General features: G+C 39.9%; 12 protein-coding genes. 5 read left to right on the forward strand and 7 right to left on the reverse strand.

The genetic code is table 11. From position 1 onward, the window contains the following. Positions 1-591: 591 nt before the first annotated feature. The 4 genes from KE626_RS10035 to KE626_RS10050 all read left to right on the forward strand — a co-directional run bounded on the left by KE626_RS10035 (position 592) and on the right by KE626_RS10050 (position 5,132). On the forward strand, positions 592-1,320 hold the full coding sequence (locus KE626_RS10035) for an SH3 domain-containing protein (protein ID WP_211972753.1): 729 nt from the start codon (positions 592-594) through the stop codon (positions 1,318-1,320). Positions 1,321-1,346: 26 nt separating this feature from the next. Continuing rightward, complete coding sequence (locus tag KE626_RS10040) at positions 1,347-2,546, forward strand: glycoside hydrolase family 27 protein (protein WP_211972754.1); 1,200 nt, start codon at positions 1,347-1,349, stop codon at positions 2,544-2,546. A 98-nt stretch (positions 2,547-2,644) separates the two neighbouring features. Next, on the forward strand, positions 2,645-3,817 hold the full coding sequence (locus KE626_RS10045) for a XylR family transcriptional regulator (RefSeq protein WP_211972755.1): 1,173 nt from the start codon (positions 2,645-2,647) through the stop codon (positions 3,815-3,817). Positions 3,818-4,154: 337 nt separating this feature from the next. Then, positions 4,155-5,132, forward strand: a complete 978-nt coding sequence (locus KE626_RS10050; RefSeq protein WP_211972756.1) for a phytanoyl-CoA dioxygenase family protein — start codon at positions 4,155-4,157, stop codon at positions 5,130-5,132. Positions 5,133-5,140: 8 nt separating this feature from the next. Here the strand turns inward: KE626_RS10050 and KE626_RS10055 are convergent, their stop codons facing one another. The 7 genes from KE626_RS10055 to KE626_RS10085 all read right to left on the reverse strand — a co-directional run bounded on the left by KE626_RS10055 (position 5,141) and on the right by KE626_RS10085 (position 15,260). After that, entirely contained in the window at positions 5,141-6,100 is a 960-nt protein-coding gene (locus KE626_RS10055) for an alpha/beta hydrolase (protein ID WP_211972757.1), read from the reverse strand. A 1,110-nt stretch (positions 6,101-7,210) separates the two neighbouring features. Further along, a complete protein-coding gene (locus tag KE626_RS10060; RefSeq protein ID WP_346344374.1) occupies positions 7,211-8,227 on the reverse strand; it encodes an NAD(P)/FAD-dependent oxidoreductase in 1,017 nt (338 codons plus the stop codon). A 63-nt stretch (positions 8,228-8,290) separates the two neighbouring features. After that, positions 8,291-9,094 carry an SDR family oxidoreductase gene (locus KE626_RS10065; RefSeq protein ID WP_211972758.1) on the reverse strand — a complete coding sequence of 268 codons (804 nt, stop codon included), beginning with the start codon at positions 9,092-9,094 and terminating at the stop codon, positions 8,291-8,293. Positions 9,095-9,112: 18 nt separating this feature from the next. Continuing rightward, positions 9,113-12,163, reverse strand: a complete 3,051-nt coding sequence (locus tag KE626_RS10070) for an efflux RND transporter permease subunit (protein WP_211972759.1) — start codon at positions 12,161-12,163, stop codon at positions 9,113-9,115. An 11-nt stretch (positions 12,164-12,174) separates the two neighbouring features. Beyond that, positions 12,175-13,224 (reverse strand): efflux RND transporter periplasmic adaptor subunit, encoded by a 1,050-nt coding sequence (locus KE626_RS10075; RefSeq protein WP_211972760.1) that lies wholly within the window; start codon positions 13,222-13,224, stop codon positions 12,175-12,177. A gap of 17 nt (positions 13,225-13,241) precedes the next feature. Beyond that, complete coding sequence (locus tag KE626_RS10080) at positions 13,242-14,579, reverse strand: TolC family protein (protein ID WP_211972761.1); 1,338 nt, start codon at positions 14,577-14,579, stop codon at positions 13,242-13,244. A 63-nt stretch (positions 14,580-14,642) separates the two neighbouring features. Continuing rightward, positions 14,643-15,260: a TetR/AcrR family transcriptional regulator gene (locus tag KE626_RS10085; protein ID WP_211972762.1), complete on the reverse strand. Its 618-nt coding sequence runs from the start codon at positions 15,258-15,260 to the stop codon at positions 14,643-14,645. 423 nt (positions 15,261-15,683) lie between these two features. Between KE626_RS10085 and KE626_RS10090 the strand changes: the two genes are divergently transcribed. Further along, entirely contained in the window at positions 15,684-17,150 is a 1,467-nt protein-coding gene (locus KE626_RS10090; RefSeq protein ID WP_211972763.1) for a recombinase family protein, read from the forward strand. The last annotated feature ends 886 nt before the right edge of the window (positions 17,151-18,036 follow it).

Raw genomic sequence — 18,036 nt, forward strand, 5'->3', positions numbered from 1 at the left:
TTTTATGGTGAATAATAACAATGCCTGCAGTAGATCAGGGCATAAGGACGGGTTTAACCGGATGATATAATAATCCGGAACAGCAAGGGGCAGGCCGGCCGGCACATGTAACATGTGGTCAGCAACGCCTTTGCCGGCGTTGTTAAACGCGCAGCTATCAATTACTTGGGTGCATTATTGTACTTTACTAATGGGCTAACATAGTTAAAGCATGATAATGCCTCGGGTTCACTTATTCTTCATTATTCATGAAATTAAATTTAACAGCTCTCTTTAAGATGGATCAATGGAATCGACAGATACTATTAAGATACATTAAAATTGGAAATTGTTGATGTTGTTTTTGGGGAGATTTCTTTTTCCTGCAAAACAAATAATAATTCCGCAAGCACTGCCGGCGGAATTATTATTTGTTTTTGTAGCGGTGGTATTCACTACGAGGTGATGCGCTGCATTTGGATATGTTTTATAAGAAAATATGGGAACTATTAAATGTTGTGTATATTTATGAGTTGCCTGTAACTACAGGACAAGCGCCGGCAGCGGCAAACAAAGGCGTCCTTGTGCAGGGCCTCCTTGAAACAGTAAACTATGAAAAAAGCAATTGCAATACTTCTTTTCTTAATCCCGATAGCTGTTTTTGGGCAAGCATTCAAACGGGGAATTATTATCCCGGCGATTGATAGCCTGCAAAACTCCGCAAAATATTGTTGCATCCTTTCACCTGAACAGGGCTTTTCTGTTTATGACAAACCCGCAGGAAAAGTTATTGGAACGCTTAAAAGATCAGGCAATCCCAAAAAAGACGACCAGGTTCCATACAAAATTTATTTGGTGTCGGGAGATAGAAAAGAGAAAGTGGACAACTACAGGGAAATTGGCTACGAGCTATACGCAATAAATTATACTGACTCAGTTGGAGGATTTGTAAAAGTACTCGACACGCTGAAAAGCTATTGGCTGAGTGTTGCTGAAATTAAAAGACAAGGTTTTAAGACAGTTTGCTGGCTTGATCATCTGATGAAGCAAAGCGGGAATGAGCTGGGGTATTATGCTAATGAACCTGGGTTAAGATTACGAAAAGCGCCTGACTTAAATAGCGAAGTGATTGGGTCAGTCCGGGGCGATTTATTTGAAATTAAGCTTACCGGTGAGATCGAAGGACAATGGGGTAAAGTAAAAATCACAAAGTATAAAGAGCATCCCTGTAATACATCATTAAGTGAGAAGGAGAACATAGCGTACAAAACCGAAGGTTGGTTAAAAGTGATTGATGATAACGGAGAGCCTAACCTTTGGAGTTATATACGAGGTTGCTGACAATAAATTTTCTAATAAATTCCGATATGAAAAAATGGCTGTTTTCTCTTGTTTTCTTTGTGTCCTCCTGCTATGTTCATGCGCAGCAACTGGCGCCGGTACCTCCTATGGGTTGGATGAGCTGGAACTATTTTGCTGATAAAATTAATGAAAAAGATCTGCGGGAGATGGCAGATGCAATGGAGCAATCCGGAATGGTGAAAGCTGGTTATCGTTTCCTGATGATTGATGATGGCTGGCAGGGTGGTCGGGATAACAGGAATGCTATTATTCCGGACCCGGCTAAATTTCCTTCCGGTATTAAAGCCCTGGCCGATTACCTGCATCAGAAAGGTATTAAGCTGGGCATTTACTCTGATGCTGCGCCACTTACCTGCGCCGGCTATACCGCCAGTCTTCATTTTGAAGAGCAGGATGCCGCCACTTTTGCTTCCTGGGGTGTTGATTATCTGAAGTATGATTATTGTAATGCTCCTACAGATTCCAATACGGCGAAGCTGCGATACAAAGCAATGGCCAACGCACTGAGGAAGAGCGGAAGATACATCGTTTTCAGCATCTGCGAATGGGGCGATCGTAAACCATGGTTGTGGGCCGCTAATGCCGGCGGACAACTATGGCGTACTACCGGCGATGTACGGGATAAATGGCAGCGGGCGCCGGGAGAGAAAAGTGGGGAAGGTTTGATGGAAATACTCGACGTAAACGCGGAGCTGAGTGACTATGCAGGACCTGGCAGATGGAACGATCCTGATATGCTGATCGTTGGCTTATATGGCAAAAAGGGACCCTCCGGCGACCTCGGAGGGATTGGCTGTAATGACATAGAATACGCTTCCAACATGAGTTTATGGTGCATGATGAACGCACCCCTGGTGGTGACCTGCGACGTGAGACATATGAACGACATCACAAAGCGTATCCTCCTGAATGAAGAAGTGATTGCCGTTAACCAGGACCCATTGGGTAAACAGGCCATCAGGAAAATCAAGGGCGATCAATGGAATGTGCTGGTAAAACCGCTGGCTAATGGCGATTACGCCGTAGCTGTTTTGAACCGTGGTACCGAAGCGGCCATCTATTCCCTGTTGTTGCAGGAAATAGGACTATCCGGAAAGTATGAAATCAGGGATTTGTGGCAGCACCAGGTAGTAACGTCCGGCAACAAATGGAAGGGGAAAATATTATCACATGAAACCCGGCTTTTCAGGCTGAAAAAAGTATAGATGCCTGGTAGGAAGAACCGCACAAATAAAGAAGGTGATTCAGAACGGCTTGATCATTTCCGGGGAAGCTTGCTGTTTATCCATAAATGTTCCGCTGAATGAAAAAGAAATTGAAGATTGCCATATTGCTTGACGTTTCGAGAGCCTATGACAGGGGATTGTTGATGGGTATCACCAACTATAACCGTCTGCACGACAATTTTGTTTTCTTTTTCTATTCTCCTAAATATATACACACCGATAGCGAAGAACAACTGGTTCAGCGAATATCAGAATGGCAGCCGGATGGTATTCTGGCGAGAGAGGTGATCAATTTACAAGGTTTGTTTGCTTTGAATATCCCGATCATTGTAGCACCTCATACGCATTTGTACCCGGATAAAATAAATATTTGGGGAGATGATTATCGTGTTGGCGAGATGGTGGCCGGGCATTTTATTTCAAAAGGGTATAGCCATTTCGCATTTTTAGGATTTAAGCATTTCCAGTGGTCTTTGGAAAGACAGAAAGGTTACGTTGACCGGATCGGTGAAGCTGGTTTTGAAGTGAAGGCTTTTATTTTTGATAATACCGGATTGTTGCTGGAGCATCTTCCGTCGAAACTGCTGGAATGGCTGCCCACACTCCAAAAGCCTTGCGCGGTGTTTTCAGCTACCGACGAATTAAGTCTTGTTTTACTGGAAACAATCAGGCAAACGACATCAAAGGTACCTGATGATTTCTCCATCATGGGCGTTGATAATGATGTGATGATATGCGAGATGGCCAGTCCTACCTTATCGAGTGTTGAACACAATGCGGCACGCGCCGGGTATGATGCCGCGTTGGCACTCAGCAAATGGATCCGGGACGGAGAGAAGCCGTTGGCTAATATAGTGGTGAATACAGCAGGAATAATTACGAGAAACTCCACCAATGCACTGGCCATCGAAGATGAACAAGTGCGCAACGCCTTATATTATATCGCCGGTACTGCAGTCTCGGAAGATATTTCGGTGGATGATGTGGTCAGGTCTACCACGATATCCCGCCGCATCCTGGAAAAACGCTTCCAACAGGCAATCAGGAGCTCTATTATGGAAGAAATAAAAAAGGTAAGAATTAACCGGATTAAACTGCTCCTGGAACAATCGGACCTTACTGTACAACAAATAGCCTGTGAGCTGAACTTCAGAAATTTTGATAACATCACCCGGTATTTTAAGCAATACACGGGTCTTACCCCATTGGAATACCGGAGCAAAAACGCTGCTGGCGCTGGCCAGCACTAAAGTTAATAGCAGCATTTCCTCCTCATTGCCGGTTTTAAGTCTGCACGTATTCTCCCTTCCGCTATTATAAAGCCTGGAACACGTTTTCCCTGACGTCCATAAACCGATTTTAAAATTTTTAAAGAAGGTAGACTGCTTTGTTGTTGGCAATGGGCCACGAACAGTCATTAATGAAACAGCCGGAAAAAATTCGCAAATAGACAGTTTTTATTCGCAAACTGGACAGCCGTGGCGATAGCATTGAATTAACTTACATCAGCGCAGCACGGAAAATGTGTTTTGAGGATCGTGCCGGTTATGAAGCGGTCCCAATGAATTAAAACCAAAAAGGAGTAACATGAAAAAAAATGAACCCGAAACAATTTTTGATCTGGCAAACTTCAATAGTCCCATCGCCGGTATGTTTGATCAACCGGCCAATGCTGCTGAATGGGAACAGTACATGCTTACCGAAGCACAGGTGCGGTTTTTCCATGAAAACGGATACATTTCCGGTATTAAGATATTGAATGAGCATCACGTAGACCGGCTAAACGAAGAGTTGTTGAAATTGCAGTCGGTCACAGCAGAAGAAAAGCAACTCTTTTACCATTATGAAAGTAATGAATCTGAAGACCGGGATAAAGTGCTCTTTCATGCTATCGGCGCCTGGCGGGTTACGCCGGGATTTCATGACCTGGTATGGTCGCCCGCTTACCGGATGGCTACCTACCAGCTGTTGGGAACATCATTTCGGCTTTTCCATGACCAACTGTTTTGTAAACCATCCAAACATGGAGGTGTGGTGGCATGGCACCAGGATTTTTCTTACTGGACTTTTACAAAGCCAATGCATCATCTCACCTGCTGGATAGGGCTGGATGACGCCACGGCTGAAAACGGATGTTTGTACTATGTGCCTGGCAGCCATAAATGGGGGCTGCTTCCCATCACTGGTCTTGCCGGAGATATGGAGGCCGTAAGACACGTATTGACCGAAGAGCAGATGGCTGTTTTCGATGGTAAAGTGGCAAATGAACTGCCGAAAGGCTATGCGAGCTTTCATCATCCGCTGATGATGCATGGTTCCTATGCTAACTATTCCGACAGGCCACGGAGAGCTGTTGTGTTGAATGCAATGGCAGATCAAACACTTGGCAATACGGCGAACTACGAGCGTATAGCTGCCCTTCATAGTTTTCCCAAAATGGAACAGGACCAGGTGCTCGACAGCAAGTTTTTTCCGCTATTGTTCGAGGGCGACAGGGAGCTGGAATCATTGGTATCAAAAGTGCCAAAAGTCAATAGTAGGGATTTATATGAGGCAAATGTGTAAAAGCCATTTCAGAATGCCAGATTTTTCGAGAAAAACTGCAGCATCTTGTCTTCAATTCTCTGGCTGACACGATTAATATGATCCCCTGTATAGATTTCAAATTCATGCGGAATACTATACTTGTTTAACTCCTTATCCAAAGTCCTGATGCTTTCCGCAATTCCTGCATCTTTATCTCCTGCGTCAAAGCCAAGGGCTTTCAGCTTTTTAATATTAAAGATATATTGGTCTAAGTTATTCAGTGGGCGATTGGCGTCCCATTTAAGCATTACCTCGGGCTGTATGATCCCGTTTTTTACCGGAAGGTCCAGGTAAAAGGGCGGGTTTCCCGGGTTAGGTGACCAGGCTGCAGCCGAGGCAAAAAGTGCTTTGGTAAAGAAGTCAGATTGCTGCAGTTCTTCAATTGTTTTAATATTCTCTGCCCGCTGAAACTGTGGTGGTATGCTTTCTGTTGCCATGGGTGTTGAGTTCAGGCAACATGGGCTTAACAGGTAAACGCTTGAAAATACATCAGGATTTTTTTCTCCAATCCGCAGCGCTCCGTAACCTCCCATAGAATGGCCACATAAACCCCGGCTATCTTTTTGCGCAAGCGTACGATAGTGGCCATCAATATAATTAACCAGTTCCTTTGCCACAAAGTCTTCCCAATTACCCGTTGTAATTGAATTAGAATACATGCTGCCCTGGAAAAGAGTGTATGCATCCGGTGTAACAATGATCATTTCATGAGCAGGATTCTTTGAAAACAGGGTATCCAGTATAGGAGGCAACGTCATCCAGTGTTTTTCGAAACCATAGAATTTGGCATCGTTGTCTGTATAGCCATGAAGGAAATAAACAACGGGATACTTTTTTTTATTACCGGATTTATAACTGGCCGGCAAGTAGACGGATACATAACGATCCACGCTATCTCCACTGAGATTGCCTTCCAGTAATTTGCTGTGCACTTTTATTCGCTGCACAGTTCCTTTTGTAATATGGTTTTGCTGTGCAAAAATTTTTGACGGTAAAGCAGGTATTATGCAGGAAATTGCAATGATATAGCAGATCAGAAATTTCATCATAAAGGATTTGATAGTATTAAATTTCGTGAATTAATTGTATAAATTACAATTATAAAATTGGATTTTTTAGTCTTATAGAATATTTTTTGCAACGGTGTCTGATACTATTAAACACGCCAGATATCGCGTTAAGACAGGCTTGAAAGTTCTGAACTGCTTCAAGATGCCCGCGCTCAGCAATTTAGCGGAGAGGATAACTTAGCGCAAAGTTTACAGGAAAAATTAGATAAATAGTTATTTCATAGTTCAGGTCTTCTCATAAATTGAAATTGGATTCGGTTCGAATGCTGGTCAAACCAGGGGTAAAAATAATAATAAGCATCCCGGCGAGCTTAGAGAAAGGCGATATATCAGCCGCCCTTTCTTAGGGGAAGCAAAGCGATGTTAATTCAACAATGCCATAGACTGAAAAAATAAGCTAAAAAGAAAAGCCCGCGCATTGCGCAGGCTTTTTCGAGATTTCCGCGGGCTGGGCGGGGCTGCAATCGAACCCCTTGTGCCGCTTTTGACCTTTATTGGTAGTATTGAACTCGACAAATCGATTGAAAACCATAGGACAAATAATAAGACAATTATTGAAAAACCAGAAAAAAAGAGAGTAAAAGGCCGTCATCTATAATGCCCACCTATTTTTGATAGCTGTTTTCACTACTTATACTTTTCTAGTTACTGACCGTTGGCTAGTGATTTCAAGACAGAGATTGATCCTTTTTAAGAAGGGCATTTTCCATTCCTCTACATTACCGCCAAAGGTCAATGCCTTGATGATGGAAATGTATATATCTCCTAGTAGGTAATAGTTTTTGCAAGTATGCTCTGGATAAACCTCGTAAAAAAAGCGAGATACAAACAAAGTAAAAGATGTGCTGGTAGTCAGAGCTATGGCCTAGAAGGCTTTGCAGGCTACAGCTAATAAAGATATCGCCCGCTTGAAGCGTTAGCTTGTTGGATGCATCCTTCACAACATAGCCATAGGGCCCAAACCGCATGTTACGTGCGGCTTTTATGTTATTTTAAAAATTCTTCTTCTGTCATTGCGTTATTTATTGCTACTCCTGCAATACTCCCTGCTGATACAGCATATGGTACAGAACGTAAGGGATTGGTATTGTCTCCGCAAGCGAATATATTATCCACCGTTGTTTTCTGTAACGCATCTACTTTGATAAGTCCTTGTTCTGTCAATTCACAGCCCAATAATTCGGGGATTTTACAGTGTTGTTCAAAAGGTGGCCTTGAATAGATAACTTCTAATTTAAAAGTTGAATTGTCTGCAAAAATTATTTCTTCAACTACTCCGTCTTTGTGTTTCAATGAGGTAACTTCCTTTTCAACAATTGAAATATTATGCCTTTTGATTTCATCGGTTTGCTCCTTTGTCAATTCCGATTTTCCATTGGTAAATATAGTCAAATCCTTTGTCCAGTTACGAATGAGTCGAGCCAAATGAAATGCCCCATATCCATTTGCAAAAATCCCTGTTTTTTGATTTCTTACTTCATATCCGTGGCAATAGGGACAATGAAGTACTGTAATTCCCCAACATTCAGAAAACCCCTTAATGTTTAGCATTTTATCTTTTAATCCTGTTGCAAAAATGAGTTTTTTAGCCGAAAATATTTTTCCTGATTGAGTTGTGATCTCGAAGCCTTTATCGGTTTTCGTTCCATTAACGGCAAGGTCAGTTAAGAATTTTACTGTGTCGTATTTCAACACTTGTTTTTTTGCTTTTTCCGCAATAACGATTGGTTTTTCTCCGTCTTGCGTAATGAAGTTATGGGAATGAGGTGTTTGTCGGTTACAAGGTAAACCGCTGTCAATGATTAAAACACTTCTTAATGCTCGTCCCAAAGACATTGCTGCCGAAAGTCCTGCATAGCTGCCGCCAACTATGATTACGTCAAAATTTTTGTTATCTGTCATGTCGTTAAAATTTGAAAATGTTGTTAATGGAAAAGGTAAAGCTAAAACCGATAAAGCAAGCCCCCCTTGTTTAATCAGATCTCGTCTTGATATTTTTTTCATTTCAATTATTTGTTTTTTAGAGGAGCGCAAATAAATTTGATGAGCAGATTAAATTTAGTTATTTCATTTTGCTGATTTTACACTTTTATGTACTGCACCTTCAAACTGTGGATAGGCGTAATTATTAAGGAATAACACCATTCCTGCCATTTTTCCTACAATGTTTCGGAATTTTGGATTCTTGGCATTTATTACCTTAATAATTTGGTTCACTATTACAGAGGGCTCATCTCCCTCTGCCAAACCATTTTTGATATACTTATTCACTTGCTCTTTATAGTTCTTGTATTCTGCTATTTTTCCATCAGCAGAAATCATGTTTGTGCCAATATTTGTTTTTGCCCACATAGGCTGTACCATACTAACCTTTATATTAAATTGACTTACCTCAAAACGTAACGATTTAAAGAAGCCTTCTAAGGCATGTTTGGATGCAGCATACATTGGGTGCATAGGTAAAGATATAAGCCCCATCATTGAGCTAACTGTAATAATTTGCCCAAACTTTTGTTTTCTGAAATAAGGCAATATTGCTTTTGTTACATTTACTGTTCCCCAAAAGTTAGTTTCAAATTGAAGTTTCCCTGCTTCTGTTGAAGTTTCCTCGGCTAATCCAGTGAGCATATAACCCGCATTATTAACCAAAACATCTAATTGATTTACGGTTTCAAAAAGCTGCTTTGTAAATTCTGTTATTGAATTCTCATTAGTAATATCCAAAGCCAATACTTTAAAGGGAACAGTAGCTTGCAGTTTTTCCGGATTACGGCTTGTACCAATTACATTATAACCTTGTTGATGTAAATTCTTCGCTAGCATCAAGCCAAAGCCTGAAGATGCACCTGTTATTAAAATTGTTTTTTTCATCTTACTTAATTTTAAAGATTAATCGTTTTGTATACTAGGAGGAATTAACTTATACATTACCGGCGTTACAACTCTGGAAAGAATAGTTGAACTGATTAGTCCGCCAATCAATACAATTGCTAATGGAGCAACAAGCGGATTGGGGTTCCAGGCAAGAGGAATTAATCCGCAGATAGCAGTTATGGATGTAAGCACAACGGGTAAAAAGCGGGTTTCTCCTGCTTTATTAATTGCATCGTCTATGCTGTATCCTTCAGCCCGCAACTGATTTGTAAAATCAACAAGTAACAGTGAATTTTTGACTTGTATGCCCGACAAACCTATGAAGCCAATAATAGAAACCATTGACATGGGATGGCCGGTGATCAATAGCATGATCACGCCACCCAGAATCCCTAATGGAATAATAGAGAGCACAATGATGATACCTTTAAACGTTTTGAATTGCAGCAACAGAACACCAATGAAAAGGAATGTACTTAACAGGATAACAGAGAGAAAATTTCCACCGAGGGTATCGCCTTCCGATTCAGCTTCCCCGGATAACTTGTAATAGTAACCCGGCGGCATTTTAAGTTGGTTCAGCTGCGGAACAATGTCCTTTAATAAATCATTAGCATATACACCTTCTTTGGTTAAGGAGGTAATTTTTGCGAAACGGGATTTATTAAAATGATTGATGGCCGTAGGTGAGGTTTCGAATGTAATGGTTGCAATTTGGCTAACCAACACAGGAATACCTTGTATATTGTTTACATAGAGATTTTTGAATGCGTCTAAATTTGAGAATTTATCTTTGGGAAGTGTCAGGACAACATTGCGGGCATCGCCTCTGTCATCAATATAATCACCAACGGTTAATCCTGCTATTGCCATTCGAATTACCTTATCAACATCGCTTGTAAGCACACCTAATGTGCGGGCTTTTTCTTTATTTATTGCTATTTTAACGTCAGACTTGTAGGTGTTTAATTCGTTATTGATGTAAACAGTACCTGGGGTGTTGCGTAAAATATCCTCCACTTTAAAGGAAAGCTTACGCAGCGTGTCTGGGTCTTCACCAAAAACCCTTACAACTATGTTGGCTTCTATCGGCGGTCCCTGTTCAAAATCCTTCACTTCAATTTTGGCATAAGGAAAATCTTTAAACTTTTCTCTTAGCTGCTTAATCAATGTTACTTTAGCGTCAGGATTAGCCTCATCATCCATCTGTACAAAAACCTGTGCAAAGTCAGGCTTAATATCCTGTTGATGTATGTTATAATATATCTGCGGATTTCCTTTACCTACATTACTTGTATAATATACAATCTCTTTATGTTGCTTCAATTCATTTTCCACAAGTTTAGTTACACGATCACTTTCAGGTATATCAGCCTGCAGGGGCATTTTGATATTGATCAGGAACATTGGCTTTTCGGAAGTCGGAAAAAGTTTAAATCCTGTTTTTGTAAATAAGAAAAAAGCCAGTGCGCTGAGTATTAATGACATTCCAATGGTTGTTTTTGGATATTTTAAAGCTCGTGGCATAATACCGCGATAACTGTAGGTGAGAAATTTTTGCAGTTGCTTCAGGAAAAAATTGCCTTCTCCATGCGTATGCGTTTTCAATATCCGGCTTCCCAGGAAAGGAACCAGCGTTAAAGCCACGATCATTGATGCCAGCACACTGGTGATAACAGCCATAGGCAGGCTGCGCATAAATTCACCGGCTGCATCTGGCAGGAAGGCAAGAGGCAAAAACGCAATGACTAAAGTGGCTGTACATCCTACAACTGCTATCCCTATTTGTTTTGTGCCTTTCAGAATGGCATCCATTCGTGAGTGCCCTTCCCGAAGCCATCGCTCTATATTCTCTACAACTACTATACTGTCATCCACCAACAATCCCAAAGCCACTACGAGTCCAACAATACTGAGCTGGTTTAATGAAAAGCCCAATAAATTCAATGCAATAAGCCCTAACGCTAAAGAAAGCGGAATAGAAACCATTACGATTAGTGATGCTCTAAATCCTAAAGGCAATAAGGTAATGACTACTAAAACAATGGCTAAGGCAAAATCAAATCCAAGATGTCCCAAACGTTGAGAAACCATGGTAGCTTGATCAAAGGTTTTGACAAGCTGAATATTAGAAGGCAAACTTTTAGGAAACTCTTCCAGTATCGGAAGAAACTCTTCCTGCACTTTCGTTATGTTAACATTGTCTTTCATTGCTGCTGTAACCAGTACAGAGCGATGTCTATTCACCCGTGTAATATGGTTGACCATTTCGCTTTTATAACTTACATCAGCCACATCCTTCAAGTAAACAATCTTTCCATTGGCGTTGTAGATAACGGTATTGGCAACATCCTCAACGTTCTTAAGCTTGCCGCTGGTCTTTACATTAAAAACCTTGCTGTCAAGATTGACGCTTCCTCCGGGAATATCTGCCGCTTCACTTTGCAAACTGCCTGCAACTATGTTAAGCGGAATTTTCAGTTGCGCAAGTTTATCCAGTTGCACATCAACACGGATTTCCTGTTCCGGCATGCCGGAATACTTTACCTCTTTGAGGTTTGTTATTTTCTCCAGACGGGTTTTTAGTTTATCCGCTTCATCTCTCAATAATTTATCAGAGGCGTTATCTGAAACCAATGCCACCTGTAAAATTTTCACATCCGAAGAAGAAATCTTTTCTGTTTTGATTTGATAGATATCCTTAGGAAGTTCACTGTTTTTTAAAGCATTTATTTCTGTTGATATCTCCTGGTATTTATTGTCTATATCAACTCCATATTTGAATTTCACCTGGATTGCCGCTACACCATCCTCAATTGTAGTAAGGATTTTGTCAATGTTTTCCAGACCATAAATTTTATTCTCAATTGGTTTTACCACCTGCTCCTCCATGTCTTTAGGACTTGTGCCCGGATATATCACAGTTATAAGATATTCGGGTGGATGTATCGTTGGGTCTTCCGAACGGGGCATTGTAAATAAGGCGAGTACACCAACTACTGCAAACAGCAGGAATATGATAAGTGTGAACTGGTAGTTCTTAACGGCGAAGTTTGTAATTTTCATATCTGTTATTATTACCTGATGATTTTTATTGTAGATTTTTCGTTGAGATAGGCGCTATTCGATATCACGATTTCTTTCACTCCATCAAGCCCATCTTTTAGATAAACCTGTTGATTGTCGAACCTTGAAATCGTTACAGGAATTTTTCTAACCTTATTGGCCCCGTCGGGTGTGAATACGAATGCCTTATCACCGTCCGCCTCTACCAAAGAAGCATACGGAATGACATTTACATTTTCATCCTGGCTTGTAGATATCTCCGCCTTGCCAAACATTCCAACAGCCGGTTTGATGTCGTTTAACTTCAATTTCAATTCTACCTGAAAGGAACCAAGCGTAGGATCTGCCGCTTGTGACTTACGAAATACCAAAGCATCAAATTTTTTATCCGCATATCCGTCCAGTGTTACTGTTGCCGTTTGCCCAGGATTGGTCACTGCCCATTCGCGGTCAGTTACGCCAACTTTAAGTAAGTAGTTATTGTTTTGCTTTGTTTCGTTAATGAGAAGTACTGGCATACCAGGCCCGATTACTTCTCCTTCACTGGCAATTTTCTTTGCTACAAAGCCATCAGAGGCAGCATATATTTTTGAATAATGTGCGTTAAACGCAACAGCGTCTTTTCCTTTGTGAGCAATATCAAGGGCGGTCTTTGTGTTTTGCAGCTGCTCTAAGGTATACACACTGTCTTTGTAAAGATTGACGGCCCGTTGATAATCACGTTGTGCCTTTTCAATACCTAAGTTGGATTGCATTAAGCCTGCATCAATTTCCGTTGAATTGAGTGTAGCGAGCAACTGGCCTTTTCGAAAGAACTGACCTTCCTCTACAAAAACGCGGCTAATGACGCCACCTATTTTAAAAGAATATTTGGCTTCGTTTTCTGTGCTTACCAGGCCCGTAGCACTTATTGTTTGGGATAATCCCAATGCAGATACAGAAGAAATCTTTACAGGGATAACATCTGTCCCGCCCAAAGGATTTTTTTTCTTGTCTTCTGTCGTACAAGAATACAAAACGGATAATACCGCAATAACGCTGAACAATTGTATTTTTTTCATAATATTTTTTTGTTTGTTTATTGAATGATGAAACTTGCATTGGCCCTTTCTATTTCGGCCTGCTTTATCAATGTGTCGTAAAGTGAAATATTCTCCTGTAGTTGTGCAGATACCAGTTGGTTTTGTGCATCCAACAGTTCTATGTAAAGAGCAATGCCTTCTTTGTACATCCGCAATTGGTCTTTATAACTTTTTTCAGAAGAAGCCACTTGTGAAACAGCTGCATTATAATTGACAAGAGCGGCGTTAAATGAATTGGCAGCAATGCTAACCTGTAATTTCAGTTGCTGCTCAGTATTGCTTATTTGCGATTCAATCACTTTACCATCTGCCTTCGCCTGCTTTACCTTGTATCTATTTTTGCCTCCTGAAAAAATATCGAAGCCAAGTGAGACCCCGAAAAAATAATAAGGGGATTTATCATTTACTTTGAAGTCAAAAGCCTGTGACCCTACATCAAGAAAGGAATTAAGTTTTGGTATTTTGTAGGAATTGGCAAGGCCAATAAGATTCTTATTAATGGCGGATGCAGTATGTAATTTTACTAATTCTTCCCTTTTATTTATAGCAGTATCATTTACAATATGTGGGTCAGGAACACCCTCTATTGAATCAATAAGCAAAGGAGATGTCAGTGGTTGGTTGATCAAAAAATTAAAATAGGACCGGGCATTATCCTGGTGTAACATGGAAGTGTTCAGTTGTGCAGTGATCTTTGTTACTTCATTATTGCTCCTTACTACTGCCGTGCGGTTTACTTTTTGATTATTAAAGAGCGAAGTGTTTATCCTTTCATTTTCCTTTACGAGCGCAAGGACATTTTCATAAATCCTGATGGCTGCTGTAGCCTGTAAATAATTGTAATAAGCAATCTTGATTTCTTTGACTAGCTCCCGTTTGTAGATATCTATTTCTACCTTTTGCATGTCATACTGCTGGCTTCTTATTTTCTTATTGTAAACCAGTTCCGCATTAATGATAGGGTAAGTGGCATGCAGTTTTACATCATAAAAATTATTTGGGTTCAGCAGCACACTTTGGTTTTGTATTTGTGGAAAATTATTAGTGCCTGTCAGTTGGTTAAGCGATTTGTAAACGGGATTCATTAAATCTCCTACCGGAATGTCTACGGTGCGTCCGCGGCCTGCAAGGGTATAAGTTCCATTAAAGGCAACATTAGGCAGGAATAAAGACTTAGCCTCTTTCAGGGCCCAAAGGCTTTTATCAAGGAGAAATTGTTGCTGACGGATTGTTTCATTACTGCTCAAAGCCGAGTTTATATACTGCTCTAAGTGTGTTTGAGCATACGCGCTTCCTGCACTTAGCAATAAAAGAAATGAGAATATCTTTTTCATCTGATTTAATTAAATGAACGTTATATTTTTAATGAACTATGTTCAAATAAAAGGTAAAAAAAATTATAAATTATTTAGTATTTTCAAAAACTCATCATATGCATCTGCTACAATGTTTTCCGCGTTTTTAATATTCGCGTTTTTTGTTCGGGAACCAATTTCCAGGCTACACATGCCATGCAGACAGCTCCATATCAGAAAACACAGCGGGTCCAGGTTATGGCCTTTAAAATGCCCGGCATCCATGCACTGTTTTGCCGTAGTTCTTAACAAATCAAAGCTTGCTTTTCCTTCATCCCACTCATCTTTTTGGACTGTTTCCAGGAACTCTATAGGTGCTTTAAGCGTAAACATCAGATCGTACATCTCCGGGTAATCCAGGCCATAATTGATATACACTTTGCCCATTGCCTTTAGCCGCTCCATCGGGTCTGTTACATTAAATAATATTTTCAACTGGCCGCCAAGGTCAACAAAACCTTGTGTGTGCAACGCATGGAGTATTTCATTCTTATCCCTGAAATAAACATATACAGTACCAATGCTGTAGTCTATGGAATCAGCAATATTTCTGATAGTGGTTTGCCCGATGCCCTTTTCCACAAACAACTTACGGGCAGCTTTTAAAATAAGTGCCTTTAGTTCTTCCTTCTCTCTTGTTTTTCTTTCTTTGGTGCTCATAAAATCAATTTCGATACAAAATAAATGAACATTGTTCATTTTTCCAAATAAACTGAACATTATTTTCAAAATTATATCTGTTTTTAACGACATGTCGAGTGACGACTAGCTCATTTGTTAAATTTGTATTAGTTCAGTTAATTTTTTCGCAACATTCGGCAACCGTATAAGCGGCATATTTGAACCGAAATAATGGGGGTTACTTTAAGCGTAATACACAAACTATCCTTGATAAATCCTGAATGGCAAATCAATGATGTCAGATTGATACATAATTTGACCTAGATTTCCTTATTTCTGATTTGATAGAAAAAATATCCCTTCGCGCTTGCGACTTCATTGACTTTCAGCATGCAATTGCATTGGCTGCTAGACTTATATACAACGGTGTTGGTTTAATATTGGTAAAGCAAATCTACTATTATGAAATCAGCCTATTTATACGTTCGGGTAAGTACGGACGAACAAAAGAAAAAAGGTTATTCTCTTGTAGAACAGGAAGACCGCCTTTTAAAGCACTGCGAGTTTAACGATATTAAAATCAAAGGAATATTCCGGGAAGATTTCTCTGCCAAGGATTTCAATCGTCCCGAATGGAAGAAACTCATTAAAATTATTCGAAAAAACAAGCATCGGCCATCTGAAAACATACTCTTTATAAAGTGGGATCGATTTAGTAGAAGCATCGAATATGCCTACCAAATGATCAGGACATTAAGAGATTTAAATGTTCAGGCTATGGCAATTGATCAACCCATTGATTTTGATATACCAGAAAGTATTGTAATGCTCGCTGTCTATTTATCCATACCAGAAGCAGAAAACTGCAGGCGAGGGTTAACTACATCAGATGGCATCAGAAGAGCAAAGAAAATGGGTAAATGGCCGACTAAGGCACCTGTCGGATATACGAATCGAACGGCACCCGATGGTAAAAAGTTTATTATGCCCAAGCATCCCGAGGCAGAATATATAAAATGGTCGTTTGAACAGCTGGCAACTGGTACCTGTACTATAAGTCAAGTAATGAAAATTGCCCACATTAAAGGCCTTCAATGTGGACGCAGCCATTTTTGGAGAATTGTACGCAACCCTATCTACTGTGGGATTATTAAGATTCCTGCCGGTCGTAATGAGGAAGAACAATATGTCAAAGGGATTCATGAGCCGCTCATTTCAGAAGCCCTATTTTTTCAGGTTCAAAGTCTCACAAATAAAAAGAACAACAAACTAGAAAGTAAAGAAGCTTTAAAATCAGTATTTCCTTTAAGGGGACTTTTATCCTGTCCGTGGTGCGGTGGTAAACTTACGGGAAGCATATCACAGGGGAAACACTCAAAATATGCTTACTATCACTGCTTAGGAAATAGATGCAAGGGTAGATTCCGCGCGGAAGTATTAAATAATAACTATGAAGAAAAGCTAAAGCATATACGTTTGCGGCCAGCAGCACATGAATTGTTCAACCTTATACTAGAAGATGAGAACATCTTTACTCGACAAAGAGAATACTCGGACCATCGTAAGGAGATTTTATCACAAATCTCGACACAGGAACTGGAAATTTCAAAGGCAAGAAAATTCTTTTTGAATGGAAAAATCGACTATGACGACTTTGTTAAGCTGAAACAGGAATCCAACGAGATATTGATCCAGTTGAATATCCAGTTGTGCAATGTGACCACTAAGCTGGAGGACTGCAAACAGAATAATAACGTATGGCCCTATGCCGATCTTAATATTCTTCGATCGTATAAAGAGCAAGACTTAAGAGGCAAGCGTGATATTATAAGCTTGTTTACTCCAGCATCAATAAACCCATTTACAAAAGACTTCGATGTAATACATGTGGACAAAGTGCTGTCCCTGATCACAGAATATTGTGAATAGGACACTATTGTCAACCATCTTAAAACTAACTTAAAGAATATGCTACAATCATTTTACAGGAACGGAAAAGCCTTTTCAACCAGAAAAGTTTCCACGGAGCAAGCCATAACAATATTGAGGCGTAACGGTATAAGCGTAAACAGCGAGAACGCCGAAATTATTTTAGAATTTCTTTATCTCGTCGCAAGGACCTACAGAAATCCTGAAAACAATGAAGAATGCGCAAAGCTCGAGCCTAAAGAAGATATCGAACATCAAGAGCCACGCTCAGAAGGTTTTTAGGCGACTTTTTTAGTAGAAAAATTGAAAGACAAAATCAGATGTAAAAATCTCGAACACTTTTCCATCTTAGAGATTTGAAAATTAATAATTTGTGAATCAGGCCCTTATAAGCATAAAAAAAGGAAACAACTGAAATTTGTTGTTTCCTTTAGCGGACCGGACGGGACTGCAATAATGCCTTATAAATCGCAGTTTTACAGCAGGTTTTCGGTTAGTGTATCCGAATTTGTTACCTCGCAGTATAACTTATATTGACTGTGTTTGAAAGAGCTTTTAACCGTCACAATTATACGAAAAATAAAGCTTGTAATGATGTAATTCGAGCTATATTTTATGATGCCATAGCATAGTGTTGTTATACTATATACATGCCGTATACAAGGATTTGACTTGCAATAATAAGATGATTGAATAGGTGTCGAATTCAAAAATAGCTGCATTTTACGTTCATCAACGTTTAGAAAATAATTGGCTTTTTTTAATCCTTTGAGAAAGTGAAGTGATGAGACACTGATATCCCTGCATACTGGTTTTCGTATGCCAAGGTCTTAAATACAAAAATCTATTCTAATGCTTATTCATATTTTGTAACTTATTGAAGTTT

Source organism: Chitinophaga hostae, from assembly GCF_018224885.1.
GTDB classification, from domain to species: domain Bacteria; phylum Bacteroidota; class Bacteroidia; order Chitinophagales; family Chitinophagaceae; genus Chitinophaga; species Chitinophaga hostae.

Coding starts and splice junctions, on each gene's coding strand:
- KE626_RS10035 (WP_211972753.1), top strand. CDS start 592: ATGAAAAAAGCAATTGCAATACTTCTTTTCTTAATCCCGATAGCTGTT.
- KE626_RS10040 (WP_211972754.1), top strand. CDS start 1,347: ATGAAAAAATGGCTGTTTTCTCTTGTTTTCTTTGTGTCCTCCTGCTAT.
- KE626_RS10045 (WP_211972755.1), top strand. CDS start 2,645: ATGAAAAAGAAATTGAAGATTGCCATATTGCTTGACGTTTCGAGAGCC.
- KE626_RS10050 (WP_211972756.1), top strand. CDS start 4,155: ATGAAAAAAAATGAACCCGAAACAATTTTTGATCTGGCAAACTTCAAT.
- KE626_RS10060 (WP_346344374.1), bottom strand. CDS start 8,227: ATGAAAAAAATATCAAGACGAGATCTGATTAAACAAGGGGGGCTTGCT.
- KE626_RS10065 (WP_211972758.1), bottom strand. CDS start 9,094: ATGAAAAAAACAATTTTAATAACAGGTGCATCTTCAGGCTTTGGCTTG.
- KE626_RS10070 (WP_211972759.1), bottom strand. CDS start 12,163: ATGAAAATTACAAACTTCGCCGTTAAGAACTACCAGTTCACACTTATC.
- KE626_RS10075 (WP_211972760.1), bottom strand. CDS start 13,224: ATGAAAAAAATACAATTGTTCAGCGTTATTGCGGTATTATCCGTTTTG.
- KE626_RS10080 (WP_211972761.1), bottom strand. CDS start 14,579: ATGAAAAAGATATTCTCATTTCTTTTATTGCTAAGTGCAGGAAGCGCG.
- KE626_RS10085 (WP_211972762.1), bottom strand. CDS start 15,260: ATGAGCACCAAAGAAAGAAAAACAAGAGAGAAGGAAGAACTAAAGGCA.
- KE626_RS10090 (WP_211972763.1), top strand. CDS start 15,684: ATGAAATCAGCCTATTTATACGTTCGGGTAAGTACGGACGAACAAAAG.